This is a genomic window from Nocardia sp. NPDC059691 (genome assembly GCF_042733915.1).
Lineage (GTDB): Bacteria > Actinomycetota > Actinomycetes > Mycobacteriales > Mycobacteriaceae > Nocardia > Nocardia sichangensis.
The window spans coordinates 413,726-438,385 of record NZ_JBHWFB010000003.1; the positions used below are offsets into that span (position 1 = coordinate 413,726).

General features: G+C 69.8%; 21 protein-coding genes and 1 pseudogene. 7 read left to right on the top strand and 15 right to left on the bottom strand.

Translation table 11 applies throughout. The annotated features are described in order from the left end of the window. Positions 1 to 82: 82 nt before the first annotated feature. A complete protein-coding gene (locus ACFV2O_RS09165) occupies positions 83 to 1,834 on the bottom strand; it encodes an acyl-CoA dehydrogenase family protein (protein ID WP_379251387.1) in 1,752 nt (583 codons plus the stop codon). A gap of 186 nt (positions 1,835 to 2,020) precedes the next feature. After that, positions 2,021 to 3,778 carry a proline--tRNA ligase gene (locus tag ACFV2O_RS09170; RefSeq protein ID WP_379251389.1) on the bottom strand — a complete coding sequence of 586 codons (1,758 nt, stop codon included), beginning with the start codon at positions 3,776 to 3,778 and terminating at the stop codon, positions 2,021 to 2,023. A gap of 58 nt (positions 3,779 to 3,836) precedes the next feature. Here ACFV2O_RS09170 and yaaA point away from each other — a divergent pair, with 58 nt between their 5' ends. Beyond that, positions 3,837 to 4,580: a peroxide stress protein YaaA gene (yaaA, locus tag ACFV2O_RS09175; RefSeq protein WP_356961402.1), complete on the top strand. Its 744-nt coding sequence runs from the start codon at positions 3,837 to 3,839 to the stop codon at positions 4,578 to 4,580. A 155-nt stretch (positions 4,581 to 4,735) separates the two neighbouring features. Here the strand turns inward: yaaA and ACFV2O_RS09180 are convergent, their stop codons facing one another. Beyond that, positions 4,736 to 5,527: a PucR family transcriptional regulator gene (locus ACFV2O_RS09180; protein ID WP_379251391.1), complete on the bottom strand. Its 792-nt coding sequence runs from the start codon at positions 5,525 to 5,527 to the stop codon at positions 4,736 to 4,738. On the opposite strand from ACFV2O_RS09180, the pseudogene ACFV2O_RS09185 reads away from it, so the two are divergent. Both ACFV2O_RS09185 and ACFV2O_RS09190 read left to right on the top strand, forming a co-directional pair. Then, a pseudogene (locus ACFV2O_RS09185) lies at positions 5,477 to 6,358 on the top strand (aminotransferase class III-fold pyridoxal phosphate-dependent enzyme); the annotation flags it as partial. The gene ACFV2O_RS09180 and the pseudogene ACFV2O_RS09185 overlap by 51 nt on opposite strands. A gap of 61 nt (positions 6,359 to 6,419) precedes the next feature. Continuing rightward, on the top strand, positions 6,420 to 6,833 hold the full coding sequence (locus ACFV2O_RS09190; RefSeq protein WP_355070067.1) for a PPOX class F420-dependent oxidoreductase: 414 nt from the start codon (positions 6,420 to 6,422) through the stop codon (positions 6,831 to 6,833). Positions 6,834 to 6,835: 2 nt separating this feature from the next. Here the strand turns inward: ACFV2O_RS09190 and ACFV2O_RS09195 are convergent, their stop codons facing one another. Further along, the gene (locus ACFV2O_RS09195; protein ID WP_355070065.1) at positions 6,836 to 8,296 is read right to left on the bottom strand and encodes an MFS transporter; all 1,461 of its coding nucleotides are present in this window, start codon (positions 8,294 to 8,296) and stop codon (positions 6,836 to 6,838) included. Positions 8,297 to 8,631: 335 nt separating this feature from the next. Then, positions 8,632 to 9,906, bottom strand: a complete 1,275-nt coding sequence (gene cobA, locus ACFV2O_RS09200) for a uroporphyrinogen-III C-methyltransferase (protein WP_355070063.1) — start codon at positions 9,904 to 9,906, stop codon at positions 8,632 to 8,634. A 198-nt stretch (positions 9,907 to 10,104) separates the two neighbouring features. Between cobA and ACFV2O_RS09205 the strand changes: the two genes are divergently transcribed. Beyond that, the gene (locus ACFV2O_RS09205) at positions 10,105 to 10,548 is read left to right on the top strand and encodes a nucleoside deaminase (protein ID WP_355070998.1); all 444 of its coding nucleotides are present in this window, start codon (positions 10,105 to 10,107) and stop codon (positions 10,546 to 10,548) included. Positions 10,549 to 10,565: 17 nt separating this feature from the next. Here the strand turns inward: ACFV2O_RS09205 and ACFV2O_RS09210 are convergent, their stop codons facing one another. Together ACFV2O_RS09210 and ACFV2O_RS09215 are read right to left on the bottom strand one after the other, a co-directional pair. Further along, positions 10,566 to 11,924, bottom strand: a complete 1,359-nt coding sequence (locus tag ACFV2O_RS09210; RefSeq protein WP_379251394.1) for a DoxX family protein — start codon at positions 11,922 to 11,924, stop codon at positions 10,566 to 10,568. A 66-nt stretch (positions 11,925 to 11,990) separates the two neighbouring features. Beyond that, positions 11,991 to 13,349, bottom strand: coding sequence for a DoxX family protein (locus ACFV2O_RS09215; protein ID WP_379251396.1), 1,359 nt, complete (start codon positions 13,347 to 13,349; stop codon positions 11,991 to 11,993). A 239-nt stretch (positions 13,350 to 13,588) separates the two neighbouring features. Between ACFV2O_RS09215 and ACFV2O_RS09220 the strand changes: the two genes are divergently transcribed. Both ACFV2O_RS09220 and ACFV2O_RS09225 read left to right on the top strand, forming a co-directional pair. Then, complete coding sequence (locus ACFV2O_RS09220; protein WP_379251398.1) at positions 13,589 to 14,719, top strand: phosphotransferase family protein; 1,131 nt, start codon at positions 13,589 to 13,591, stop codon at positions 14,717 to 14,719. A 2-nt stretch (positions 14,720 to 14,721) separates the two neighbouring features. Further along, positions 14,722 to 15,819 (top strand): hypothetical protein, encoded by a 1,098-nt coding sequence (locus tag ACFV2O_RS09225; RefSeq protein WP_379251400.1) that lies wholly within the window; start codon positions 14,722 to 14,724, stop codon positions 15,817 to 15,819. Between the two features lie 26 nt (positions 15,820 to 15,845). On the opposite strand, the gene ACFV2O_RS09230 is transcribed toward ACFV2O_RS09225, so the two are convergent. From ACFV2O_RS09230 to mqo, 7 genes are all read right to left on the bottom strand, one after another. Continuing rightward, positions 15,846 to 16,214 carry a cobalamin biosynthesis protein gene (locus ACFV2O_RS09230; protein WP_379251402.1) on the bottom strand — a complete coding sequence of 123 codons (369 nt, stop codon included), beginning with the start codon at positions 16,212 to 16,214 and terminating at the stop codon, positions 15,846 to 15,848. Beyond that, positions 16,201 to 17,742 carry a cobyrinate a,c-diamide synthase gene (locus ACFV2O_RS09235; protein WP_379251404.1) on the bottom strand — a complete coding sequence of 514 codons (1,542 nt, stop codon included), beginning with the start codon at positions 17,740 to 17,742 and terminating at the stop codon, positions 16,201 to 16,203. The genes ACFV2O_RS09230 and ACFV2O_RS09235 overlap by 14 nt, the downstream gene beginning before the upstream one ends. A 79-nt stretch (positions 17,743 to 17,821) precedes the next feature. Then, a complete protein-coding gene (cobO, locus tag ACFV2O_RS09240) occupies positions 17,822 to 18,436 on the bottom strand; it encodes a cob(I)yrinic acid a,c-diamide adenosyltransferase (protein WP_379251406.1) in 615 nt (204 codons plus the stop codon). A gap of 20 nt (positions 18,437 to 18,456) precedes the next feature. Further along, positions 18,457 to 18,603, bottom strand: a complete 147-nt coding sequence (locus ACFV2O_RS09245) for a hypothetical protein (RefSeq protein WP_379251408.1) — start codon at positions 18,601 to 18,603, stop codon at positions 18,457 to 18,459. Then, positions 18,600 to 20,612 (bottom strand): VWA domain-containing protein, encoded by a 2,013-nt coding sequence (locus ACFV2O_RS09250; RefSeq protein ID WP_379251572.1) that lies wholly within the window; start codon positions 20,610 to 20,612, stop codon positions 18,600 to 18,602. The genes ACFV2O_RS09245 and ACFV2O_RS09250 overlap by 4 nt, the downstream gene beginning before the upstream one ends. 156 nt (positions 20,613 to 20,768) lie before the next feature. Further along, positions 20,769 to 21,224, bottom strand: a complete 456-nt coding sequence (locus tag ACFV2O_RS09255) for a GNAT family N-acetyltransferase (RefSeq protein ID WP_379251410.1) — start codon at positions 21,222 to 21,224, stop codon at positions 20,769 to 20,771. 19 nt (positions 21,225 to 21,243) lie between these two features. Then, complete coding sequence (gene mqo / locus ACFV2O_RS09260) at positions 21,244 to 22,758, bottom strand: malate dehydrogenase (quinone) (RefSeq protein WP_355070043.1); 1,515 nt, start codon at positions 22,756 to 22,758, stop codon at positions 21,244 to 21,246. 295 nt (positions 22,759 to 23,053) lie between these two features. Here mqo and ACFV2O_RS09265 point away from each other — a divergent pair, with 295 nt between their 5' ends. Next, positions 23,054 to 24,115 (top strand): alpha/beta hydrolase, encoded by a 1,062-nt coding sequence (locus ACFV2O_RS09265; RefSeq protein ID WP_379251412.1) that lies wholly within the window; start codon positions 23,054 to 23,056, stop codon positions 24,113 to 24,115. Here ACFV2O_RS09265 and ACFV2O_RS09270 read toward each other — a convergent pair. Then, positions 24,095 to 24,658: an alpha/beta hydrolase gene (locus tag ACFV2O_RS09270; RefSeq protein WP_379251413.1), complete on the bottom strand. Its 564-nt coding sequence runs from the start codon at positions 24,656 to 24,658 to the stop codon at positions 24,095 to 24,097. The two genes, ACFV2O_RS09265 and ACFV2O_RS09270, sit on opposite strands and share 21 nt — an antisense overlap. Positions 24,659 to 24,660: the final 2 nt, after the last annotated feature.

Here is a 24,660-nt window from a genome sequence, read left to right on the forward strand (position 1 = left end):
CCCGAGATCTGATGCGCCGCAAAGGAAACGACGCGTACGGCGGCCGCGGGCGCCCCGGGCCGCCGTTCGCTCGACAACCGACCTACGGCCGCATCTCGTACGCGCCGTCGTAGGACGCGACCTCGGCCCACACCCGGTCGAAGCGCGGGCGATCGGCGACCGGCGGCCGCAACGCGGATGCCGCCCAGCCCTGCTGGTCCGGCGTGGCCGACGGCTTGCCGTACAGCGCGGTGGCGTAGCCGTTGAAGTCGCGGACCTGGAAGTCGAAGATCTGGTCGATCAGGTCGCGGTCCAAGCCGGTGATCGCGGCCTGCTCCAGGATCAGCTGGCCGTAGACCACCAGGGAGAACAGGTGGCCGATGGTCAGCATGAAGTCCAGGTCCTTCTGCTGCGCGGCGTCCGGGGCCGCCGTGGTCAGCAGCGTGCGCAGCGCCTGCGCCTGCTCGTAGAACCGGCTCACGTTCGGGATGTCGGCGTGCTTGTCGTAGATCGGCGCCCAGTCGGCGAAGCGCACCTTGCCCGCGCCCCGCGCCGGGCCCTGGCGCCAGAAGAACGCGTCGTCGGCCGCGTCCTGCCGGGTGCCGATCTCCGGGTAGTCCTGCGGGTCGAACAGATAGTTGGGCATGAACTTCAGGATCTGCCCGACGTTCACGTGCACCGTGCCCTCGAGCCGGGGCAGCGTGCTGATCAGCCGTTGCACCTCGGCGAAGTAGGTGTTCTTCTCGAATCCCTTGGCGGCCAGCACATCCAGCAGCAGCGTCATGACGGTTTCGCCCTCGGAGGTCACCTTGGACTTCGTCATCGGGTTGAACAGCAGGTACCTGCGATCCTCCAGGCTCGCGCCGCGGAAGTAGTCGATCGCGCGGTCGCTGAACAGCTTCATCGCGATGATGCGCGCGTAGGCGTCGACGAAATTCGCCCGCACGTGCGGGAATTCGGTGACCGGGTTGCCGTAGAGGACGCGGTTGTTCGCATGGGTGATCGCCTCGTAGAAGGAGTGCTCGACCATGCCGATCCCGCCGTGGCACAGATTGAACTTGCCCACGTTCACGGTGTTCAGCGCCGCGGAGAACGCCTCGGGGCCGGTGTGCAGGATGTCCTCTGCGCGCACCGGGTAGTTCTCCAGCCGGAAGGTGCTCACGTACATCTGCTGGTGCACGACATTGCCGAGCAGGCGATAGTTCTCGTGCCTGGAGTCGGCGGCGAACCAGACATACGCGTCGGCGCCTTCGAGGTCGGCGCGGCGGGAGAACACCGACACCATACTGGCCACGTTGCCGTTGCCGATGTAGTACTTCTCGCCGTTGGCGCGGAAGAGGATTCCGGCTTCGGCGTCCGCGCTTCCCGGCTCGGTCGGGGTCAGCACCAGGTCGGTGTTGTAGATGTCGGCGCCGTGGGTCTGCTCGGACAGACCGAACGCCATCACCTCACCCGCGGCCAGGTCGGCGGCCGCGCGCTTCTTGGCCGCCTCGTTGTCGCTCTGCCAGATCGGGCCGAGACCGAGGATGGTCACCTGCTCGGCGTACCAGTACGCCAGACCGTAGAAGCCGAAGATCTCCGACAGCGCCGCGTTGCGCGCGGCGTCCCAGCGGCGGTCCGGGTCACCGTCCGCGTACGCCGCGGGGGTCAGGAAGGTGGCGAACAACTTCTCCTTCTTCACGAAGTCGAGGAAGTCCGCGGTCCACACCGCATTCGCGTCGTCGGCGAGCAGACGCTGCTTGCCCCGCCCCTCGAACCACTCGATCGTGGCGCGCAGCAGGCGCCGCGTCTCGGCGTCGAACTGCTGCGGATCATAGGTGGCGGGGTTGAACAACCGCACGTCGCTGTTTGTCATGCGGGTTAACTTACCAGCGGGTAACAGCAGCATGGACAAGGTCTGCGGATCTGTGACCAGCGAATTCAGGTTACGGTCGCGTAGGTGGACACCGTCCCGTTCCCGCGTGCGCATTCTCCTGCGGCCTTCGTGCCGATAGCGAACGGCCCCCGGCGTTTTCTGCCGGGGGCCGTTCGGGGAAACGAGTCAGCCGCGAACTCTGGCCACCACCGCGTCCACCGCGGAGGTGGCGGGCAGTTCCTCGGTCTCGCCGGTGAAGCGGTCGCGCAGCTCGACCTTGCCCTCGGCCCAGCCGCGGCCGATCACCAGCACCAGCGGCATGCCGAGCAGCTCGGCGTCCTTGAACTTCACGCCCGGCGAGGCGGTGCGATCATCGAAGAGCACGTCCAAGCCCTGCGCGTGCAGGCCGGACACCACCTCTTCGGCGCCCGCGCGGGCCGCGTCGTCCTTGTTCGCGATGACGACGTGCACGTCGTAGGGCGCGACCGCCGCGGGCCAACGCAGCCCCTTGTCGTCGTGCTGCTGCTCGGCGATCACCGCGACCATGCGGGAGACGCCGATGCCGTAGGACCCCATGGTCAGCCGCACCGGCTTGCCGTTCTCACCGAGCACGTCCACCTCGAACGCGTCGGTGTACTTGTTGCCGAGCTGGAAGATGTGGCCGATCTCGATACCGCGGGCCGCCACCAGGGTGCCGCGCCCGTCGGGCGAGGGGTCGCCGTCACGGACCTCGGCGGCCTCGATGGTGCCGTCCGGGACGAAGTCGCGGCCCGCGACCAGGCCGACGACGTGCCTGCCCGGCTCGTCGGCGCCGGTGATCCAGCTGGTGCCGGTGCCGACGCGGGGGTCGACCAGGTACCGAATGCCGTTGGCCTGCAACGCCTTCGGGCCGATGTAGCCCTTGACCAGGAACGGATTCTCGGCGAAGTCCGCTTCGGTGAGCAACTCGACCTCGGCCGGTTCGACCGAGGCGCCGAGGCGCTTGTCGTCGACCTCGCGGTCACCGGGGACGCCGATGCCGACGATCTCGGTCTTCCCGTCGGGGTGGCGCAGTTTGACCATCACGTTCTTCAAGGTGTCGGCCGCGGTGACCTGGCGGCCGTAGCGCTCGGCGATGCCCGCGCCGTTGGCCCAGTCCACCAGCGTCGCGATGGTGGGAGTGTCCGGGGTGTCGTGCACGACCGCCTCGGGCTGTCCTTCGATGGGCAGCGGTTCGGGAGCGGGCGTGACCACCGCCTCCACGTTGGCCGCGTAGCCGGATTCCGGGCAGCGCACGTAGGTGTCCTCGCCGACCGGGCTGTCGGCCAGGAACTCCTCCGACGCGCTGCCGCCCATCGCGCCCGAGGTGGCGGCCACGATGACGTACTTGACCCGCAGCCGGTCGAAGATGCGCTGGTAGGCCTGGCGGTGCGCGTGATAGCTGGCCTTGAGGCCGTCCTCGTCCAGGTCGAAGGAGTAGGAGTCCTTCATCACGAACTCGCGCCCGCGCAGGATGCCCGCCCGCGGGCGCTCCTCGTCGCGATACTTGGTCTGGATCTGGTACAGCGTGACCGGCAGGTCCTTGTAGGAGCTGTACTCGCCCTTCACGGTGAGCGCGAAGAGCTCCTCGTGGGTGGGCCCGAGCAGGTAGTCCGCGCCCTTGCGGTCGCGCAGCCGGAACAGGCCGTCGCCGTATTCGGTCCACCGGTTGGTGGTCTCGTACGGTTCGCGTGGCAGCAGCGCGGGTAGCGAGATCTCCTGCCCGCCGATCGCGTCCATCTCCGCGCGCACCACGTCCTCGACCTTGCGCAGCACACGCAGGCCCAGCGGCAGCCACGAGTAGACACCCGGGGCGACGCGGCGCACGTAGCCGGCACGGACCAAGAGTTTGTGGCTGGGCACCTCCGCGTCGGCGGGATCGTCGCGGAGAGTGCGCAGGAACAGGCGGGAGAGGCGGGTGATCACGGAAGCACAGGGTAGTCGCTGGCCGGACGCCGGTCCCAGCGCATTACCGTATTCGTTCGTGCTGGTCCTGCTGCCTCCCTCCGAAACCAAGTCCGACGGCGGCGCCGGGGCGCCGCTCACCCTGGACTCGCTGGCGATGCCGCAGCTCACGGCGGTGCGCGCCCGGCTGATCGAGGAAGTGGTGCGCCTGGCGGCCGACCCGGAACGCTCCCGGCACGCGCTCGGCCTCGGCAAGGGGGCCGACGGCGAGATCGCCCGCAACGCCGCGCTGCGCACCTCGCCGACGCGGCCCGCGCTGGAGCGCTACACCGGCGTGCTCTACGACGCGCTCGACGCGCGCTCGTTCACCAAGGCGCAGCGGGCCAAGGCGGATGCCCGGCTCGGCATCGGCTCCGCGCTGTTCGGCGCGGTCCGCGCCGGTGACCCGATTCCCGCGTACCGTCTGTCCGGCGGCTCGAAACTACCCGGTCTGCCGACTCTTTCGGCCGTCTGGCGCGACGAGCTCGCGGCGGCGCTGCACGCCGAGGCGGCGGGCGAACTCGTCGTCGACCTGCGCTCGGGCACCTATCAGCAGTTGGGGCGGGTGCCCGGCGCGATCACCGCCAACGTCCTCACCGAGCATCCGGATGGGTCGCGCACGGTGGTGAGTCATTTCAACAAACACCACAAGGGTCTGCTGGCGCGTGCCCTCGTGCTCACCAGAGCCGAACCAGCCGACGTGCGGGGCGTCGCACGGGTGGCGGCCAAAGCGGGGTTGCGAGCCGAGATCGCCTCTGCCACCGAACTTCTGATCATCACCTGAGCGCGTCCGGCTGTTCCGTGGTGAGCGCGGCGAGTTCGGCCGCGAGGTTGGCTCGGGCCGCCTCCTCGTACCGGCGCCGCGCCGTGGGCGTCCGGAACAATTGGGCCCAGTCTCACGCGAACCGCGGTCGCGCGACAACGGCGTGGCGACCGGGATCACCCCTGACCCGGACTCGCCGTCAGATCACGGATCAACAGCGCGGTGTGCAGGGAGGTGCGGGACTCGCCGTCGTCGAGATCGACTTCGAGGATGCGCGCGATGCGGGCGAGCCGTTCGTAGAGGGTGGGGCGGCTGATTCCGAGCCTGCGGGCGAGTTCGGTCTTGTTGCCCGCGAGATCGAGGAACTGCCGCAGCGTGCGGGTCAGATCGGCGTCGTGGCGGATGTCGTAGCGCAGCAGCGCGCTCAGCTCGGTCTCGGCGAAGCGCTGCACGCCCGGCTCCGCCCGGATCAGCGACAGCAGTCCGCGCAGCCGCACGTCGCCGCTGCGGTAGAACGGCCGAGACGCCGAAGTTCGCAGCGAGAGCGCGACTTCCGCGACGTGCGCGGCGTGCGGGAGGCCGTAGGCGGTGTCCAGCAGTGTTTCCGAAATGGTGCCCGCGCCGATCACCACCCCGCGCACTCCGTCGACGCGCCGGACCTCGCCGAGCATCGCGGCGCACGCGGCGGCCAATGCCTCGTCCGGATCGCCGGCCCGGGGCAGCGCGACGATCAACGACACCCGGTCGCCCGGCTCGGTGGCGACCAGCGCGGTCACCTTGGCCAGCCCCAGCCCGTGCGTCACCGCGTCCACGATGCCCGCCGTGCGGCGCTGACCGGCCAGCGGATCGGACTCGGCCGCCGCGGCGACCTCGACGGCCAGCGGCACGTAGACGGCACGGCGAGCCAACCCGAGCGCGGCGACCCGCGGCGCTGGCCCAACGACCACGGCAACACCGGCGTGGTCCATTTCTTCGGACCGTTCTTGTACCGCAGCCAGTTCCACGCGACCACCGAGGCCGAGGAAGCCGAGCGCGCGCTCGCGCATCTCGAGCAGACCATCGCGTTCGAGGGGCCGGAGACGATCGCGGCGATCGTGCTCGAAACGGTCCCCGGCACCGCGGGCATCATGGTCCCGCCGCCGGGATACCTGGCCGGCGTGCGTGCCCTGTGCGACGCGTACGGGATCGTGTTCATCGCCGACGAGGTGATGTGCGGCTTCGGCCGGACCGGCAAATGGTTCGCCCTCGAGCATTTCGACGGCGTCGTGCCGGACCTGCTCACCTTCGCCAAGGGCGTGAACTCCGGATACGTGCCGCTGGGCGGGGTCGCGATCGGTCCGGCCATCGCCGCGACCTTCGCCGACCGGGCCTACCCCGGCGGGCTCACCTACTCGGGGCATCCGCTGGCCACGGCCGCGGCGGTGGCCACCATCACCGCGATGCGCGAGGAGCGGATCGTGGAGAACGCCGCCGACATCGGCGCCCGCGTGCTCGGACCGGGTCTGCGGGAACTCGCGCAACGCCATCCCAGCATCGGCGAAGTGCGCGGCCTGGGCGTGTTCTGGGCGGTCGAGCTGGTCCGCGACCGGGAAACCCGCGAGCCGCTGGCACCGTACGGCGGCTCGAGCCCGGCGATGACCGAACTGGTCGCGGCATGCCGGGCGGCCGGGTTGCTGCCGCTGGTGAACTTCAACCGGCTGCACGTCGTGCCGCCGTGCGTGCTCACCGAGACCGAGGCGAAGGAGGGTCTGGCGATTCTGGACCACGCGTTGGCGGCGGCGGACCGGCACACCGTCTGAGTGACAGCGTCTTTCGCGGCCGACGGGAATGCGGGGCCGTCTGGCGCTGTTCGCTCAGAGCGTGACCACTACCGCTGAGTTCTCCGACGAACTGAAGAAGTACCTGGACGAAGAGAAGGTCTTCGCCACCGCGGCCACGATCGGCCCCAACGGGCAGCCGCACCTGACCGTGATCTGGCTGAAGCGCGACGGCAACGACCTGCTCTTCTCCACCACGACGGATCGCCAGCAGGGCAAGAACCTCGCGCGCGACCCGCGCATCACCGTGCTGATCAATCCGCCGGACAACCCGTACGTCTACGCGGAGATCCGGGGCAGCGCGACCCTCACGCCCGATCCGGAGAAGACGCTGCCCAACGAGCTGTCGGCGAAGTACACCGGACAGAAGTACGTGGACTTCAACCCCGCCTCCGTCAACGACGGCCCGCGCGTCATCGTGCGCGTGACACCCCGTCGAGTAGCGGGGAGGTTCTGAGTTCAGGCCTGCTGGGCTTCTTCTTGGGCGTGCTGGGCCATGGCCAGTTGCTGCGGGGTGAAGCGCAGGGTCAGGGCGACCAGCCCGGCCGCGAAGGCAGCGAAGGCGCAGACGAACAGCACCAGGGTGTAGCCGTTGCCGAGCGCGGCGATCTCCGCGGACGTCATCCCGGCCACCTTCTCGGTGCGGCCGCCGAGCGAGAGGGTGCGGGAGGCGGCGATCGGGGTGAGCAGGCCGATGGCCACGGGGGTGGCAAGGTTCATGAACATCTGCCCGACCGCGGCCAGCGGGCCGATATTGGCGGGCGGCACGCCGACCAGCACGCACAGCGGTGCGAGCACCATGGCGATGCCGACGCCGAAGCCGATCACCACCAGCAGCGGCAGCAGCGTGGCGAAGTACATGACCTCGCCGTCGAGGGTGGAGCCGAACAGCAGTCCGACACCGAGCACCACGGCCGCGCCCGCGAGCAGCCAGCGCGGCGCGATGTACAGCGCCGCCTTGGAGGCCACCGCGCCGCCGATGCCGATGCCGACGGTGAACGGAATCGCCGCGACGCCCGCCTTGAGCGGCCCGTACCCGATGACGTTCTGCATGAACTGGGCGACGAAGAAGGTCATCGCGCCCAGCACGCCGCCGGCCAGGAAGATCAGCAGGAAGGTGGCGACGCGGTCACGGCTGTCGAACAGCGACCACGGCAGCAGCGGGTCGTCCACCCGCCGTTCCAGCGCCACGAAGACGATCAGCAGCACGACGCCCGCGATCAGCGAACCGATGATCGCCGGGTGCCCCCACCCCATCTCCGGCCCCTCGGTCGCGCCGAAAACGATCGACGCGCAGGCGAAGGTGCCGAGCACCGCGCCGGGGATGTCGAGGGCCGAACGGTGATGTTCGGTGTCGGCGAGCTTGTAGGCCGCGCCGAGGATGATCAGCGCGCCGATCGGGACGTTGATCAGGAAGATCCACCGCCACGACAACTGGGTCAGCGCGCCGCCGACCACGAGGCCGCCGACGGAGCCGATGCCGACCATCGACCCGACGATCGCGATCGCCTGGTTGCGCGCCTTGCCCGGCGCGAAGGTCGTCGCCACGAGCGCGAACGCGGTCGGCGCCGCGACGGCCGCGCCCGCGCCCTGGAAGGCCCGCGCGGCGAGCAGCATCGCCTGGTTCTGCGCCAATCCGCACAACAGCGAGGCCAGCGTGAACACCGCGACACCGACCACGAGCATGCGCTTGCGGCCGAACGCGTCACCGAGCCTGCCGCCGAGCAGCATCAGACCCGCGAAGGTGAGCCCGTAGGAGGTCACCGTCCAAGCGCTGCCCGCGCTGGACAACCCCATTTCCTCTTGCAGCCGCGGCAGCGCGAAGATCACGACCGTGCCGTCGAGCACGACCATGAGCTGCAATCCGCTCAGGACTAGGATCGCGAGCCCGAAGGCCCGCTGCGTCACTGGATACTGCATCGTCGCAGCGGGGTTCCGAAGCACAGTGAGTCACTGTAATTGATGCCGCTGCCGTATTTGTCCGCCCACCGGCCCGGCCGGGCGCACGACGGGGAGCGGACCGTGTGATCCGGGCGGGCCGAAAGGTCTCCGGCTCGTCCGCTCCACTGCCGGCCCTCGGTCGACCGGGCGACTTGCTGTGCGGCACGTCGCGGGGCGGATCGGGCGCCGGCCCGCGAGCGACGACGCGCGCACTCGGCGGGCGGCCACCGGCACGGGTGCCACCGCGACCGGGACGGGCGGCGGTCGATGCGGCCATGGTCTCGCGGAATCGGATCGCCGCACCGCCGCGGACGCTAGCCCGCCGCGGAGTCGGCGTGCGGAACGAGCGCGTCGGCGGAGAAACCGGCGGTCGGGCCGATCACCACGATCGCGGGTGGGCGGATGCCCTCGGCGCGCACCCGGGCGGCCACCGTGCCGAGATCGGCGCGCAGCACGCGCTGCGTGCGCAGCGTGCCCTCCTGGATGACGGTGGCGGGGGTACCCGCCGGACGACCGCCCTCCAGCAGCGCGGCGGCGAATTGTTCGATCCGCTCCACCGCCATCATCAGCACCAGGGTGCCGCGCAGCCGGGCCAGCGCGGGCCAGTCCACCAGCGAATCCGGGTGATCCGGCGCGACGTGCCCGCTCACCACCACGAACTCGTGGGTGACGCCGCGATGGGTCACCGGGATACCCGCGGCGGCGGGCACCGAGATGGGACTGGTGACGCCGGGCACCACCGTGACCGGGACCCCGGCGGCCACACAGGCCTCCAGCTCCTCGTACCCGCGCCCGAACACGTACGGGTCGCCGCCCTTGAGCCGCACCACGAACTTGCCCGCCTTCGCGCCTTCGATCAACGCGTTGTTGATCGCTTCCTGCGCCATCGCCCGCCCGTACGGGATCTTGGCGGCGTCGACCACCTCGACCTCGGGCCCGAGCTCGGCGAGCAGTTCCGGCGGCGCGAGCCGGTCGGCCACCACCAGATCCGCCCTGGCCAGCAGCCGCCGTCCGCGCACGGTGATCAGGTCGGGATCACCGGGCCCACCGCCCACCAGGGCGACACCGGGCGCGATCGGCGTCGAGTCGTCGCTCACGACACCGGATTGCAGGGCTTCCAGCAACGCGTTGCGCACGGCCGCCGAGCGCCGGTGCTGCCCGCTCGCGAGCACACCGAGGGTGAGCCCGTCGTAGCGCGCGGTGGCCGGGGTGACCGCCGTGCCCAGCCGTGCCGTGTCGGCCCGCACGCAGAAGACCCGCCGCCGGGTCGCCTCGGCCACCACCGCCGCGTTGGTCTCGGGTTCGTCGGTGCACGCGATCGCGTACCAGGCGCCGTCGAGGTCGCCGTCGGCGTAATCGCGCAGCGTGACGGTGATCTGCCCGGAGCTCGCCATTCCCTCGACCGCCGGCGTGACGGCACGACTCACGACGTGGACGTCCGCGCCGGAGGCGATCAACAGGCCCAGCCTGCGCTGCGCCACCGACCCACCGCCGACCACGACGACACGCCGTCCGTGCAGATCGAGCCCGACCAGGTAGTTCGGGTCGCCGGTGGGCTGCTCTTGCGTTGCGTCTGACGTGTTCGGCACAAGTTTCGAGCCTACGGCGTGACCGTCGGGCCCCGGCAATCGACCGGCACGCCCGCACGGACGACGCAACGACCGCACGGCCGGGCAAACCTACTGTGACCAGCGGTAACAAGCGATTCGGCGGTCCGCGGCGGTAGGTTGCGGTGTAGTCGTCCAGCTCGGAAAGGCGGACCGATGAAGCAGCCGACACCGGCACGACTGCTCGACGTGGCCTACGACGAGGCGCTGCGCGGGCTCGCCGAGGGCGGGATCCCGATCGGCGCCGCCCTCTTCGACGCGGGCGGCACCCTGCTCGGGCGTGGCCGCAACCGCCGGGTGCAGTCCGGCGACCCCAGCATGCACGCCGAGACCGACGCCTTCCGCGCGGCGGGACGTCGCCGCGATTACCGCGACACCATCATGGTCACCACGCTTTCGCCGTGCTGGTATTGCAGCGGCCTGGTCCGTCAGTTCGGCATCGGCTCGGTGGTGGTCGGGGAGTCGCAGACCTTCTCCGGCGGGCACGAATGGCTCGCCGGGCACGGCGTCGCCGTCACCGTTCTGGAAGACCGGCGCTGCATCGACCTGATGACCCGCTTCATCGCCGAGCATCCCGCGCTGTGGCACGAGGACATCGGATTCGCCGACGATCTCGAGGCCTGACCCGAGCAGCGGGCGGCTCAGCGGAAATACGGATATTCCTGCACCCAATGAAAACCGCGGCTGCGCAATGGGAAGTCCTCGAGCGCGACCGGGGTCAGCGCCACCGAGACCGGCTGCCCGGCGAGCGTGCCCGTCAAGGTCAGCCGTTCGGGCGCGGGCCGGTCGAAGCCGAAACTGCCCAGCGGTTGCGGTCCCCCGCCGACGGCCGTCGGCGGCGCGGCCATGACAAGCGTGCGCGCGCCGGGATCGACCATGGCGAGCACCGGGACCAACTGACCGTCCATTCGTTGCACGGTCGCCCCGTCCCGGTCGAAAACGATTTTCTGCCAACGTAATTGATCGGTGCTCAACGGTGGAAGCGGGTTGCCGTCCACGCTGAAGTCGGTGACCGCCCAGATGCCGTACAGCGGAGGTTCCGGCCGCCCGGCTCCCTCTTCGTTCCACCTTTCCCAGCCGGTGTAGGCGTTCGAGAACACCAGCCACACCCCGAGCGCGATCTGCACCGCGGCCGCGATCCGACGGGCCCGGGGCGAGTGCAGCAACGGCGGTGTCGTCGACGGTCCGGTGGGCCGGTCCAGTACGAGCACGTTCGCCAGACGCCCGGCCTCCGGAACGAGCAGCACCAGGCACAGCAACATCAGGTGGAACGACAGGATTTTCGCGGGCACGTCGTAGGTCATGTCCAGCACGAACACCTGTGTCGTGCATACCAAGGCGAGCATGGCGCCCACCAGCGCGGTGCGCGGTACGAACAGCAGCACACCGGCGAGCAGTTCTGCCGAGCCCAGCAGGATCTCGTACTGCGGCGACACCCCGATGTGGTTCCAGAGCACCGCCATCGGACTGAAGTTCCCGTAGGGCTCGAGCAATCGGCTCAGCGGTGTGGGCGGCATCTGGGTCGGGACGGCCTTCGCCATGCCGTAGGAGACCAGCTGCCCCGCCAGGCACAAACGCACGAACAGCAGGAACCACGGTTGCACGGCGCGGTAATGCGGCCGCTGCCGATCCAGCACGCTCCAGAGCAGGGTTCCGAACACCGCGGCCACCAGGACGACGAACACCAGCACCCAGAAGTACGCCTGGTCACCGCTGATCGAAGCGGTGTTCGCCGCGACGGACGCGCCGAACACGCGCGTCCCGACCCCCTCCACCACCGGACGCAGCGCGCGGGCCGCGCCGTAGTTCACCCAGTCCGGCAGCCATTCGCGCGTCAGTCCGAGGAACTCCGGGACGATCGACGGATACGCCAGGCAGAACAGTCCGAAGTACAGGAAGCCGAAACGGAACGTCACCCGGGTCGCCCCGCTCCACGGCCGGACCCCGGCGTCCTCCGCGCTAGCGGCGGCGTCGGTCCGATCCAAGATCGCTTCGGTCACGACGGCCCTCCAGTCCGAGTCGATGCAGACCGAAGGTATCGAAAAGAGCCGTGGCCGTAACGGATTTCAGCGGAAGTACGGGTATTCCTGAACAAAGTGGAATCCCCGGCCGCGCAGCGGGAAGGAATTCAGGTCCATCCGGTCCATCGACAAGGTCACCGGCGTTCCGTTCAGCTCACCTGTCAACGACAGCGTGTCCGTACCGGGTCGGGTGAAGGTGAAGGCGCCGAGGCGAGCGGGCGGAGCGCCTGCCGACGCGGAAGCCTCCGACACAACAATGGTGTGCGCGGCCTCGTCGACCACCGCCACGACGGGCACGAACGAGTCGTCCATCTTCTGCACGGTCGTGCCATGGCGGTCGAAGACGAGCCGCCGCCAGCGGCCCTCGTCGGTGAGCAGCGGCGGCGCCGGATGCCCGTCCCTGGTGAACTCGCCGACGGTCCAGATGCCGTAGAGCGCAGGCTTCGGCGCGCCGTCACCCGACTCGCGCCAGGTGTGCCAGCCGATGTACACACCACCGATCAGCACCCACAGGCCCAGAGCCACTTGCGCCACCGCCGCGATCCGATTCGCGCGGCGGGAACCGAACAGCGGCGGCTGCGCGGCCGGTTCGGACGGGCGTTCCAGCACGAGCAGGTTCGCCAACCGCCCGGCCTGCGGCGCCAGCACCACCAGCGAGAGCAACAGCAAGTGGAACGAGAGGATCTTCACCGGCACGTCGTAGGTCATGTTCAGCACGAAGACCTGCGCCATGCTCACCAGACTGAGCAACGCGCCCGCCGTCGCGGTGCGCGGGAGGAACAGCAGCAGGCCACCGAGCACCTCGGCCGTACCGAGCAGGATTTCGTACATGGGCGCGGCGCCGACCTGGTTCCAGAGCACCGACGCCGGGCTCATCGTCCCGTACGGTTGCAGCAGCGCGGTCAGCGAAGGCGCGGGCATCTGCGACGGAATCGCCTTGGCCAGACCGTAGAAGAGCATTTGGCCGCCCAGGCACAGCCGGATGAATACCAGGAACCAGTTGCGCAGTGCCGTGTAGTCCCGGCGGCGGCGATCGAGGATCGACCAGACGATCGTGATCAGCGCCGCGGCGACGAGTTCGCAGAAGATCAGCAGCCAGATCGCGGCCTGGTCGCCGCTGCCCGAATTCTCGTGCAAGACGGCTTCGACCCCGAAGACATGCTCGCCGACCCACCCGACCAGCGGGCTCGTCGTGCGCATCTGCCACAGGATCGCGCTCTCGGGCAGCCACTTGCTCAGTATCCCGGTGAAGACGAAGAGGATCTGGGCGAACAGCAGGCAGAACAGACCGAAGTAGGCGAAGACGAAGCGGAACGCGATCCGGGCCGGCAGGCTCCACGGCCGCCGCTCGCCACCGGTTCGCGCCTCGCCGCTCGTCAGGACTTCCATTTCGACGGTACGCACACCGCTCCCCTCGCAGGCCGACAGATTGGCCAGCCGAAAGTATCCGACCAGGTCATGGGATGACCTCCGGGAAAACCCTGGATTTCCGGGTACTTCTTTCGGCCTACGTGCCCGCCGCACCGAGCGGCGCCGGGATTCGTTCCCGGTTCCGGCCCGTCAATAACTAGAACGCGTTACAGTCGCGTATCCCGGCGCACCGCCAGCGGTGCACCCGGGCCGCACGTGTCAGGAGGACAATGATGACCGACGATCCGGACCCGGCACAGCGACAGCAGCTGACCGTCAGCGAACGCGACCTGGACACGCTCGCCGGGAACCTGGCGCGCTGGCTGAACACGAAGGTCGCCGCGGACGAGTTGCCGCGCATCTCGGATCTGTCGCGTCCGCAGTCCGGCGGCATGTCCAGCACCTCGATTCTGTTCGACGCCGAATGGACCGTCGGGGGTCGGGCGGAGCGCGGGTCGTTCGTGGCGCGGATGGCGCCCGAGGCCGGATCGTTCCCGGTCTTCGAGACCTACGACCTGGCCACCCAGTACCAGGTGATGGCCGGCGTCGCCGCGGCCACCGACGTGCCGGTGCCGGGCCTGTGCTGGCTGGAGAACGACGAAACGCCGCTCGGCGCACCGTTCTTCGTCATGCGCCGGGTGGACGGACGGGTGCCGACGGACAACCCGCCGTACGTGTTCATCGGCTGGCTGTTCGATGCCGATCCCGCCGACCGCCTTCGGCTCACCCACAACACCGTCGAGGTGATCGCGAAGATCCACGGCATCCCCGACCCGGCGGCGCACTTCCCGATGCTGAGCGGGCCGGGTGACTCGCTGCGCAGGCACGTCGCCGCGCAGCGCTCCTGGTACCGGTGGGCGCTCGCGGACGACGGCTACGAGATCCCACTCATCGAGCGAAGTTTCACCTGGCTGGAGGAGCACTGGCCCGCCGACCCCGGTCCGGATGTGCTCACTTGGGGCGACGCCCGCCCGGGCAACATCATCTACCGCGAATTCGACCCGGTGGCGGTGCTGGACTGGGAGATGGCCGCCCTCGGGCCGCGGGAACTCGACCTGGGCTGGGTGATCTTCATCCACCGGTTCTTCCAGGATCTGGCCACCCGCTTCGGGCAGCCGGGGCTCCCCGATTTCCTCCGCCGCGACGACGTGGTGTCGAAATACGAGGAGCTGACCGGTCACACGGTGCGCGATCTCGATTTCTACCTCGTGTACGCCGCGCTGCGGCACGCGATCGTGATGGCGCGGGTGAAACGCAGGATGATCCACTTCGGCGAGGACACCGACACGCCGGACCGCGACGACTACGTCATGCACCGGGCAAGCCTGGAAGCGCTGCTCGACGGAACCTACGAATGGGACTGATCATGCCTGTGCCCTTGGACGAGTACCCGATCCACCAGACCCCGCTGTCGCTGGCCCGGGTGGCCAGTAGCGATCGGAACTTCTACGACCGCAGCTACTTCAACGCGCACGACCGCGACGGCGGCACGTTCCTGATCACCGGTCTCGGCGTGTACCCCAACCTCGGGGTGACCGACGCCTACGCCGCCGTCCGGCGCGGCGACACGGTGCGCGCGGTGCGCTTCTCCGACGCGCTCGGCGACCGGAGCCTCGACCAGCGCGTCGGCGGCTACCGCGTCGAAGTGATCGAACCGCTGCGGCGCATCCGGGTGGTCTGCGAGCACGACGATCTCGGCTTCGACCTGACCTGGACCGGGGCCTTCCCCGCCGTGCAGGAACAACCGCACCTGATCCTCGCGGGCAACCGGCCGATCATCGACGCGTCCCGATTCGCGCAGGTCGGCTCGTGGGCGGGAACGCTGCACGTGGACGGCGACGACATCACGGTCGACCCGGCGGTGTGGACCGGGACCAGGGATCGTTCGTGGGGCATCCGCCCGGTCGGCGAGACCGAGCCGCCCGGACGCGCGGCCGCCGAGCCCTCGGGCGGATTCTGGTGGCTCTACGTGCCGCTGCGGTTCGACGACTTCGCCGTCGTGGTCATCGTGCAGGAGGAGCCGGACGGCAGGCGCACCCTCAACGACGCGACCCGGATCTGGCCGGACGGACGCACCGAACAGCTCGGCTGGCCCCGCATCGCCATCGACTATCGTTCCGGCACAAGGTTTCCCGTCGGGGCGCGACTGGAGCTGACCACGCCGGACGGCAAACCCCTCGAGATCGAGATCACGCCGGGCACGGGCGTTCCCTTGCACGTCGGGTGCGGCTACGGCGGCGATCCCGACTGGCAGCACGGCCAGTGGAAAGGCCGCGACTGGTCCTCCTCCAGCCGCTACGACCTCACCGACCCTGGGATCGCCGCCCGCATCCCCTACGGCGTCACCGACCACGTGGCCCGCGCCCGCTGCGGCGACGCCGAAGGCTGGGGCCTGTTCGAGCACGCCAGCATCGGCCGCCACGACCCCACGGGCTTCGCCGACTGGGGCTCGGTCGCACCCTGAAACAGGGGCCGCAGGGTCGAACGGCTCTACCGCTCGTACAGCGCTGCAGCGAGCACCACGCCGTGCACGACGCATTTGGACAGCACCAGCGGCCCGCCTTCGGCGGCGAGCAGCGCCGCGGCCTCCGCGACGCTTGCCGTGCCGATGGCGGCACGCGTCCGGTCTCCCGGGTTCGGGACGGTGACCGCCGCCAGTTCGTCGGCGGAGTAGGACCGTAGCGGCACCCGGAGGTCAGCGGCGACCGCGCGCAGTCCGGGTTCGGCGGAGCGCCGCGTGATGGTGGCGAGGCACACGATCCGATGGTCGCCTACGCCCTCGTGCAGGGCAGCGCGAATCGTGCGGGCCGAAGTGCGCGGTCGCAGGCCGATGCCGACGACGATCTCAGCGGACGGCACGGGAACTCGCGAAACGCACTGTCTCCGTCACGAATCGACGCACCGCCTGGGGATTCCCCGCCGGATGTGTGTGCAGGTACGAGGCATGCACGTTGCCGCTGAGGGCCCCTTCCTGGACGCGCTCTCCCGCGCTTCCGCGCCATCCCCACGCCGGATTCCGTGGCGGCGCGGACACCAGGCGCGTGCGGTGGAATTCGTGCCCACGGACCCGTTCCCCGGCCCGCCACAACGGCGAGTCGGCGAGCGCGACGGCGTCTCGGTAACCGAGCGTCAGGCGCGGCCCGAACGCGGCGTCGGCCTCCACCACCCCGGCCATCGGGTGCCCGTCCAGCGAGCGGGTCAGATACAGCAGCCCGGCGCATTCGGCATGGACCGGCATCCCGTGGCGGGCGGCTTCGGCCACCGCCCGCAACAGGCCGGCATTGGCGGCCAGCTCCGCGGCGTGTTCCTCGGGGAAGCCACCTGGCAGCACCATTCCCGCTGTCCGGGCGGGCAATTCGTCGTGCAGCGGATCGAAGACGACCACCTGCGCCCCCGCGGCCGTCAGCAACTCGCGGTGCTCGGCATAGCCGAACGTGAACGCCGGGCCACCCGCCACGGCGATCAGCGGACCCTCCCGATCGGCGGGTCCGCCGATGACGATCGCGCCGTCCGTGCTTTCGTCGGCTCGCGGCATACCACCAGGCTCCGTGGAGACGCGCGAGTCCCGATCACCGCCGACAACTGTCGACGCCGCCATGTCACCGGCTTCACCGAGCGACGCCGTGGAGTCCGCTACTCCTTCGAGCCCACGCACGGCCGCGGCGGGATCCCACGCGGGTCCCGCCACCGACGAGCGAGCGAGTGCGGCGACGGCGTGCAGGTCCACATGCGCGGCGACGAGGTCCGTCATCGCCGCCACCGCCGCTGTCGCGGCCGAACCGTGTTCCACGGCCGGGATCAAGCCGAGATGCCGGGAAGGCACCTCGAGTTCGGCCAGGCGCGGCAACGACCCGAGCACCGGCAGCCCGACGCGATCGCAGGCGGCGCGCAGCACTTGCTCGTGCCGTTCACTGCCGACCCGATTCAGGATCACACCGCCGAGCCGGACGCCGCTGTCGAAGGTCGCGAATCCGTGCAGCAGCGCCGCCAGGCTCTGGCTGTGCCCGCGCGCGTCCACCACCAGCACCACAGGCGCCCCGAGCAGCGCCGCGACCTGCGCCGTCGAACCCTCCGCCACCGCGCCGGAATAGTGTTCATCGATCCGCCCGTCGAACAGCCCCATCACGCCCTCGACCACGGCGAGATCGCACCCCCGTGCGCCGTGCCGGTACAACGGCACAACTCGCTCCTCCCCCACCAGCACCGGATCCAGGTTCCTCCCCGGCCGCCCCGCCGCCAACCCGTGATATCCCGGATCGATGTAATCCGGCCCCACCTTGAACGGCGCCACCCGATGCCCCACCCGCCGCAACGCCCCCACCAACCCGGTCGCCACCGTCGTCTTCCCGCTCCCCGACGCAGGCGCCGCCACCACAACGGCTCTCATCCCCGCCTCCGCTTCGCGAGTGGCACACCCTCGTGCGGCCCTCTCGCGATTCGCCGCAGCCATGTGCCACTCGCGGAGATCACCATTCGATGCCTCGTTGGCCTTTGCGGCCCGCGTCCATGGGGTGTTTGAGTTTGGTCATTTCGGTGACCAGGTCGGCGGCTTCGATGAGGGGTTGGGGGGCGTCGCGGCCGGTGATGACGACGTGTTGGTTTCCGGGGCGGGTGCGGAGGGTTTCGACTACTTCGGCGGTGTCCACCCAGCCCCATTTGAGGGGGTAGGTGAATTCGTCGAGGACGTAGAAGCGGTGTTGTTCATTCTTCAGGCGGCGGGCGATCTCCTGCCAGCCCGCCAGCGCGGCCGCGGCGTGGTCGTCTTCGGTGCCCTGCTTGCGGGTCCAGGACCAGCCCTCGCCCATCTTGTGCCATTCGACCGGCCCGCCCGCGCCGGTCTGCTCGTGCAGTGTGCCGAGAGCGCGGAAGGCGGCTTCCTCCCCGACCTTCCATTTGGCGCTCTTCACGAATTGGAACACCGCGACGTCGAAACCTTGGTTCCAGGCCCGCAGCGCCATCCCGAACGCGGCCGTCGACTTGCCCTTGCCCGGCCCCGTGTGCACGGCGAGCACCGGCTGGTTGCGCCGCTGCCGCGTGGTCAGTCCGTCGTCGGGAACGGTCTCGGGAACACCCTTGGGCATCGAATCTCCTTGCTCTCGACCTACAGCGTGTCCAGGTCGGAAGCCACGACCTCACACAACCGGCCCGGACCGAACGGGCGCGTGCCCGCTCGACCGATCGCGCCGCCCACCAGGCGAGTGCCGCCGAGCGGCACGCAGCGGACACGCCGATCGAAAGTCGTGGTCACGCCGCTCGAACCGCACCACTCGGGCGTGCGGAACTCGACCGCACGACATCGGCGACCGAATCGCCGGTCAGCTCGGCCAACCGCAGATATCCGCCGCGCAGGTCGCGAGCCAGATCCGCGGCGAGACCGAGGCGGATCATGCCGCGTTCGCAGTCGACCACGATCGAGGTGACCGCGTCCCTGGCGAGCGAGCGGGCCGCGGCGCGGGCACGGGGAACCGGGTCCGCGCCTCCGGTGGCGCGACCATCGGTGAGCAGCACCAGCATGGGCCTGCGGCGCGGATCCCGCACCCGCTCGCGCAGCACGATCTCGCGCGCCTTCAGCAGGCCCGCGGCCAACGGCGTCTTCCCGCCCGTGCGCATCCCGGACAACCGGCGCACCGCGATGTCGACCGACGAGGTGGGCGGCAGCACGAGTTCGGCCTCGGCACCCCGCACGGTGACGACGGCGACCTTGTCGCGGCGCTGGTAGGCATCGCGCAGCAGCGTGACGACCGCGCCGGTGACCGCGGACAACCGGTCGCGGGCGGCCATCGAGCCGGAGGCGTCGACGACGAACACGACCAGATTCCCTTCGCGGCCTTCCCGATACGCACCACGGAGGTCCTCGGCGGCCAGCCGCAACGGCCCGGCGGCCCGCCCGCGCGCATGCTGATGCGGCGCGGCCGCGAACACGGTGCCGAGCAGGTGCAGCCCCGAGGAGGTGTCGGTGCTGGAACGCACCGCTCGCCCGTGCCGGGATTCCGCGCGTGAGCGGCGCCCCGGAGCGCCCTCGCCGACACCGGGCACCTCCCAGCGCGGTGTCCGCGCACCAGCGGAAACCGGTGTGCCGGTACGACCTTCACCCGAGCGCCCGCCACCCGGACCGACCGGCGGCGACGGGTCTTCATGGCCTCCGCCCGGACCTTCCGGCGGTAGGGGGTCGTCCGGGTCGTCCCCGGGACGAGCCCGTCTTTCGTCGTCCGTCACCGCACCGTCGGCCTCCCCGGCGTCCTGCTGCGCGGACGACGGCTGTTCGCGTTGCACCTCCGCGGCGGCGTCGCGCATGGCGTCGTCGAGCTGTTGCTCGCTGATGCCGGGCTCGTCGAACGGATCGCGCCTGCACCGGTGCGGCAACGCCAGTTCGGCGGCCACCCGCACGTCGTGCTCGGTCACCGCGTCGCCGCCGCGCCATGCGGCGTGCGCTGTCGCGGTGCGCGCGACGACCAGGTCGGCGCGCATGCCGTCGACGTCGAACGCGGCGCACAGCGCGGCGATCCGGCGCAGCTCCACATCGTTGAGCGCCACCTGTCCCAGTCGGTCGCGAGCGGCGAGAATCCGTTCGGCCACTTCCTGGTCGGCCTCGGCGTACCCGGCGGCGAATCGGGCCGGGTCGGCCTCGTAGTCCAGCCTGCGGCGCACCACCGCCATGCGCACGTCCACGTCCCGGGAGGCGGCCACGTCCACGGTCAGGCCGAATCGGTCCAGCAGCTGTGGACGCAGCTCGCCCTCTTCTGGATTCATGGTGCCGACCAGAACGAATCGCGCCGGGTGCGAATGCGACACACCGTCGCGCTCGATGTGCACCCGGCCCATCGCCGCGGCGTCCAGCAGCACGTCCACCAGATGGTCGTGCAGCAGATTGACCTCGTCGACGTACAGCACACCGTGATGGGCGGCGGCCAGCAGGCCGGGACGGAACGCCTGCTCCCCGTCGCGCAGCACCCGCTCCAAGTCCAGCGAGCCGACCACGCGGTCCTCGGTCGCGCCCACCGGCAACTCCACCAAGCGCGCGGGCCGCGCGCCGGTCTCGTCCACCACCGGGGGCAGCAACTGCGCCAGCGCGCGCACCACGGTCGATTTCGCGGTGCCCTTCTCGCCGCGCACCAGCACCCCGCCGATACCGGGATGCACCGCGCAGAGAATCAGCGCCAGTTGCAGCCGTTCCTGCCCGACCACCGCCGAGAAGGGAAATCCCGCCTCACCGTCCGAGGTGGAAAGTGTTCGGCCGCGCTGATCGGACGTAGGCACTGTTTCGGCATGGGACAGGGACACGCCCCAACTCTAAGGGCGCGCCCGCGCCCATCCGACAGTGCCCTTCGATTCAGAACCGATGCGGGCGGGCCGCGAAAGCGCCGCACCCGCCCCGGAGACTTCCGGAGCGGGTGCGAATGGCGGATGGGTTGGCTACTCGCCTCCCCTGCGCATCGGCACGTGCGCGATGCCGTCTTCCTCGAACTCCGGGCCGTCGACCTTGAAGCCGTGCTTGGTGTACAGGTCGATCAGGTAGCTCTGCGCGCTCAGGCGCACCGTCGCCGAGCCCACCTCGGCCAGCGCCGCCTGCAGCAGTCGCGTGGTGTACCCGTGTCCGCGAGCGGGAGCCGCGGTGCAGAGCCTGCCGATGCGGAAGCTCTTCACCCCGTCGCGGTGCTCTTCGCACAACCGCAGCGTGGCGATGACCTCGCCCTCGTCATCGAGCCAGAAGTGCCGGGTCTCGGGAAGCAGGTCCTTCCCGTCCAGTTCGGGGTACGCGCACTTCTGTTCGACGACGAAGACTTCGACGCGAAGTTTCAACAGCTGGTAGAGCGTCGCGGTATCGAGATCCTGCGCCCAGGAGCGTTTGAGAGCAACCGTTGACATCATCGCGCCTTGCTATCACAACCTAGGCGTTCGCCGCGACCCCTGCACGTCTCGGCGTGTTGTCGCCGCCGTCGACGAGGTTGAGCGCCTTGGAGGTCCAATCCCACACTTCGTGGAACAGCGCCGGGTCCTCCGAGAGCTTGACGCCCAGCGAGGGCACCATCTCCTTCAGCTTCGGCGTCCATTCGGCGTACTCCTGCGGGAAGCACCGCTGCAGCACGTCCAGCATGGCGGTCACGCAGGTGGAGGCGCCCGGGGACGCGCCGAGCAGACCGGCGATGGTGCCGTCCTGGGCGGCGATCACGGCGGTGCCGAACTCGAGCACGCCACCCGCGCCCTTGCGCCGGATCACCTGCACGCGCTGGCCCGCGGTGATCAGCTCCCAGTCCCTGGCCTCGGCGCGCGGGATGAACTCCGACAGCGTGATCACCTTGCCCGCCTCCGACTTCAGCAGCTCGCTGACCAGGTACTTGGTCAGGCCGAGTTCGGTGACGCCGACGCCGAGCAGCGAGAAGATGTTGTTCGGCCGCACCGACTTGAACAGGTCGGTGTTCTTGCCGTCCTTGAGGAACTTCGGCGTCCAGCCCGCGTACGGGCCGAACAGCAGGCCCGGCTTGCCCTTGATGACGCGAGTGTCCAGATGCGGCACCGACATCGGCGGAGCGCCGACCGCGGCCTTGCCGTACACCTTGGCCTCGTGCTGGTTGATCAGCGCCGGGTTCACGCAGCGGAAGAACTGACCGCTCACCGGGAACCCGCCGAAGCCCTTGGCTTCCTTGATATTCGCCTTCTGCAGCAGCGGCAGCGCGCCGCCGCCCGCGCCGACGAAGACGAATTTGCTGATCAGCGTGCGACTTTCGCGGGTGCGTACGTTGCGGACCGTGACCAGCCAGGATCCGTCGGACTGCTTGGACAGGTCACGCACCTCGTGCCCGAAGGCCAGGTCGGCGCCGGAGGCGCCGAGGTAGGCGAGCAGTTCCTGGGTGAGCGAGCCGAAGTCGATGTCGGTGCCGCCGTCGGTCCAGTTCAACGCGATCGGATCGGAGAAGTCGCGCCCCCGGGCCATCAGCGGCAGGCGGCGGGAGAACTCGTCGGGGCTGTCGATGTACTCCATGCCCTCGAACAGCGGGTGCGGCGCCAGCGCCTCGTACCGCTTGCGCAGGTACTGCACGTTGTCGGCGCCGTGCACGAAGCTGACGTGCGGGATGGGGTTGATGAAGGCGGACGGATCGCGCAGGATGCCGTTCTCCACGCCGTAGGACCAGAACTGGCGGGAGACCTGGAAGCGCTCGTTGATGTCGACGGCCTTGGTGATGTCCACCGAGCCGTCGGGCGCCTGCGGGCTGTAGTTCAGCTCGCACAGCGCCGAGTGTCCGGTGCCCGCGTTGTTCCACGGATCGCTGCTCTCCGCGGCGGCGGCGTCGAGCCGCTCGAACAGGGAGATCGACCAGTCCGGCTGCAGCTGCCGCAGCAGCGCGCCGAGGGTGGCACTCATGATGCCGGCACCGATGAGTACTACATCGGTCTTTTCAGTCATGGCAGCGTTCGGCACGGGTAGATCGACTTCCTTGTCTGCGCGGGCCCACCGGGCGGGTGGACCAGCCTGGGCACGGTGTAGTTGTGGCTCGGTTCCGGCGTCCGCCGGTTCCGAACGGCATGGCGGGAGTCAGGTTACCCGCCGTTCACCTAAGCCCAATTGTGCACCTCACCACGCCGCCACCCCGCAGCGAACCTGCGGAATGTGCGGAATGCGACAGAGACGGTCGTCACTTCGGCGGCCGGGCGGCGGCCGCGGACTGTCCGCGTTCGACACCGTCCAATAGATTGGTCGCGTGACGAACGAACAGTCGCTTGCCGAGCCGGTCAGCACCTCCCCGGATGGCGCAGGCTGGCGCCCCGACGTCCTCGGCCCGCACTATCAGCAGCGCACGCTGGACCTCGGTCCCGACCCCGACGGTGAGGGCGAGGTGGCCGCCACGCTGGTGCGCTACGTCCCGTCCGGCGACGTCGAGCAGACCGCGGGCGCGGTGCTCTATGTCCATGGCTTCACCGATTACTTCTTCCAGGAGCATCTGGCCGAGCACTTCACCGCGCGCGGGTTCCAGTTCTATGCTCTCGACCTGCGTAAATGCGGGCGGTCGCTGCGTGAAGGGCAGACCCCCCACTATGTGACGGATCTCGCTTTCTACGATCGCGAGCTGGCGGAGTCGCTGCGGATCGTCCGGGCCGAGACCGGTGCTCCCGTCGTGCTCAACGCCCACTCGACCGGCGGCCTGGTCGTGTCGCTGTGGCTGGACCGGCTCAATCGGGCCCAGGGCACGGCCGCCGCGGGGATCACCGGCGTCGTGCTCAACAGCCCGTGGTTCGACCTGCAGGGTCCCGCGTACTACCGGAGCATCGGAACGCCGATCATCAAGGCCGTGGGACGGTTCCGGAAGATGGTCCAGCTGCCCGGCGGCAAGATCAGCACCTACGGCGACAGCCTGCACCACTCGGCGTCCGGTGAGTGGGAGTACAACCTGGACTGGAAGCCGTTGCAGGGCTTCCCGGTCCGGCTCGGCTGGCTGCGCGCGATCCGCAACGGCCACGCGCGGCTGCACCAGGGCCTGGACATCGGGGTGCCCTCCCTGATCCTGCGCTCCCGGATGACCAAGTTCGCCAAACAGTACGGTCCCGCCGTGGCCGTGGCCGACGCGGTGCTCGACGTCAAACAGATCCAGCGCTGGTCGGGTTGCCTTGGCGACCGCACCAACATGGTGCCGATCGACGGCGCCAAGCACGACGTGTTCCTGTCCGGCCCGGAACCGCTGGCCCAGGCGTTCCGCGAGCTCGACAGCTGGCTCGACTGGCTCGCGGACTACCAGGGCGCGAAGTCACCAGAGGCTGGTGCGTAGCACGATCTCGGTGGCCAGCTCGTGGTCGGCTTCGGTGGCCACGTCGGTGACGTCGACCTCGACCACCCGGAATTCGCCGTAGACGAACCGCCCCGACGTGTCGGCCACCGAGCGTGGCAGATTCTTGGTCACCAAGAGCGTGGTGGGTACCTCGACCGGACCGGTGGACGCATCCACCACCGTTCCGTCGGCGCCGGGAGTCGCCGGGTGGCCGCGATCGGCCACGACCAGGCTCTGGAAGCGGCCGAAGCCCTGTGCGCACACCTGCCAGGCCAGCACGGCGCCTGCGCCGCATCCGGCCACGTTGACCCACGGCAACCCCAGCTCATCGAGGATCGCGGTCACACCGGCCGCGTCGAGGCCGTCGATCGACTCCACCGCGAAGGTGCGCAGATCCGAGGTGTGCAGGCGAGCGCACACCCGATCGAAGACGTCCGCCGGCTCGCCCGCGTCGGGCAGCAGCAGCACGCTGTGCCGGGATTCCGGTCCGTCGATCCGCACGGTCCACGCCCGGTCACCCACCGTGATCTGCCGAGATTCCATGC

Bases quoted from the DNA above. Each gene is read 5' to 3' on its own strand.
- ACFV2O_RS09220 (WP_379251398.1), top strand. From the start codon at position 13,589: ATGACCGACGATCCGGACCCGGCACAGCGACAGCAGCTGACCGTCAGC.
- mqo (WP_355070043.1), bottom strand. From the start codon at position 22,758: ATGACTGAAAAGACCGATGTAGTACTCATCGGTGCCGGCATCATGAGT.
- ACFV2O_RS09255 (WP_379251410.1), bottom strand. From the start codon at position 21,224: ATGATGTCAACGGTTGCTCTCAAACGCTCCTGGGCGCAGGATCTCGAT.
- ACFV2O_RS09270 (WP_379251413.1), bottom strand. From the start codon at position 24,658: ATGGAATCTCGGCAGATCACGGTGGGTGACCGGGCGTGGACCGTGCGG.
- ACFV2O_RS09225 (WP_379251400.1), top strand. From the start codon at position 14,722: ATGCCTGTGCCCTTGGACGAGTACCCGATCCACCAGACCCCGCTGTCG.
- ACFV2O_RS09235 (WP_379251404.1), bottom strand. From the start codon at position 17,742: ATGAGAGCCGTTGTGGTGGCGGCGCCTGCGTCGGGGAGCGGGAAGACG.
- ACFV2O_RS09180 (WP_379251391.1), bottom strand. From the start codon at position 5,527: ATGGACCACGCCGGTGTTGCCGTGGTCGTTGGGCCAGCGCCGCGGGTC.
- ACFV2O_RS09195 (WP_355070065.1), bottom strand. From the start codon at position 8,296: ATGCAGTATCCAGTGACGCAGCGGGCCTTCGGGCTCGCGATCCTAGTC.
- cobO (WP_379251406.1), bottom strand. From the start codon at position 18,436: ATGCCCAAGGGTGTTCCCGAGACCGTTCCCGACGACGGACTGACCACG.
- ACFV2O_RS09165 (WP_379251387.1), bottom strand. From the start codon at position 1,834: ATGACAAACAGCGACGTGCGGTTGTTCAACCCCGCCACCTATGATCCG.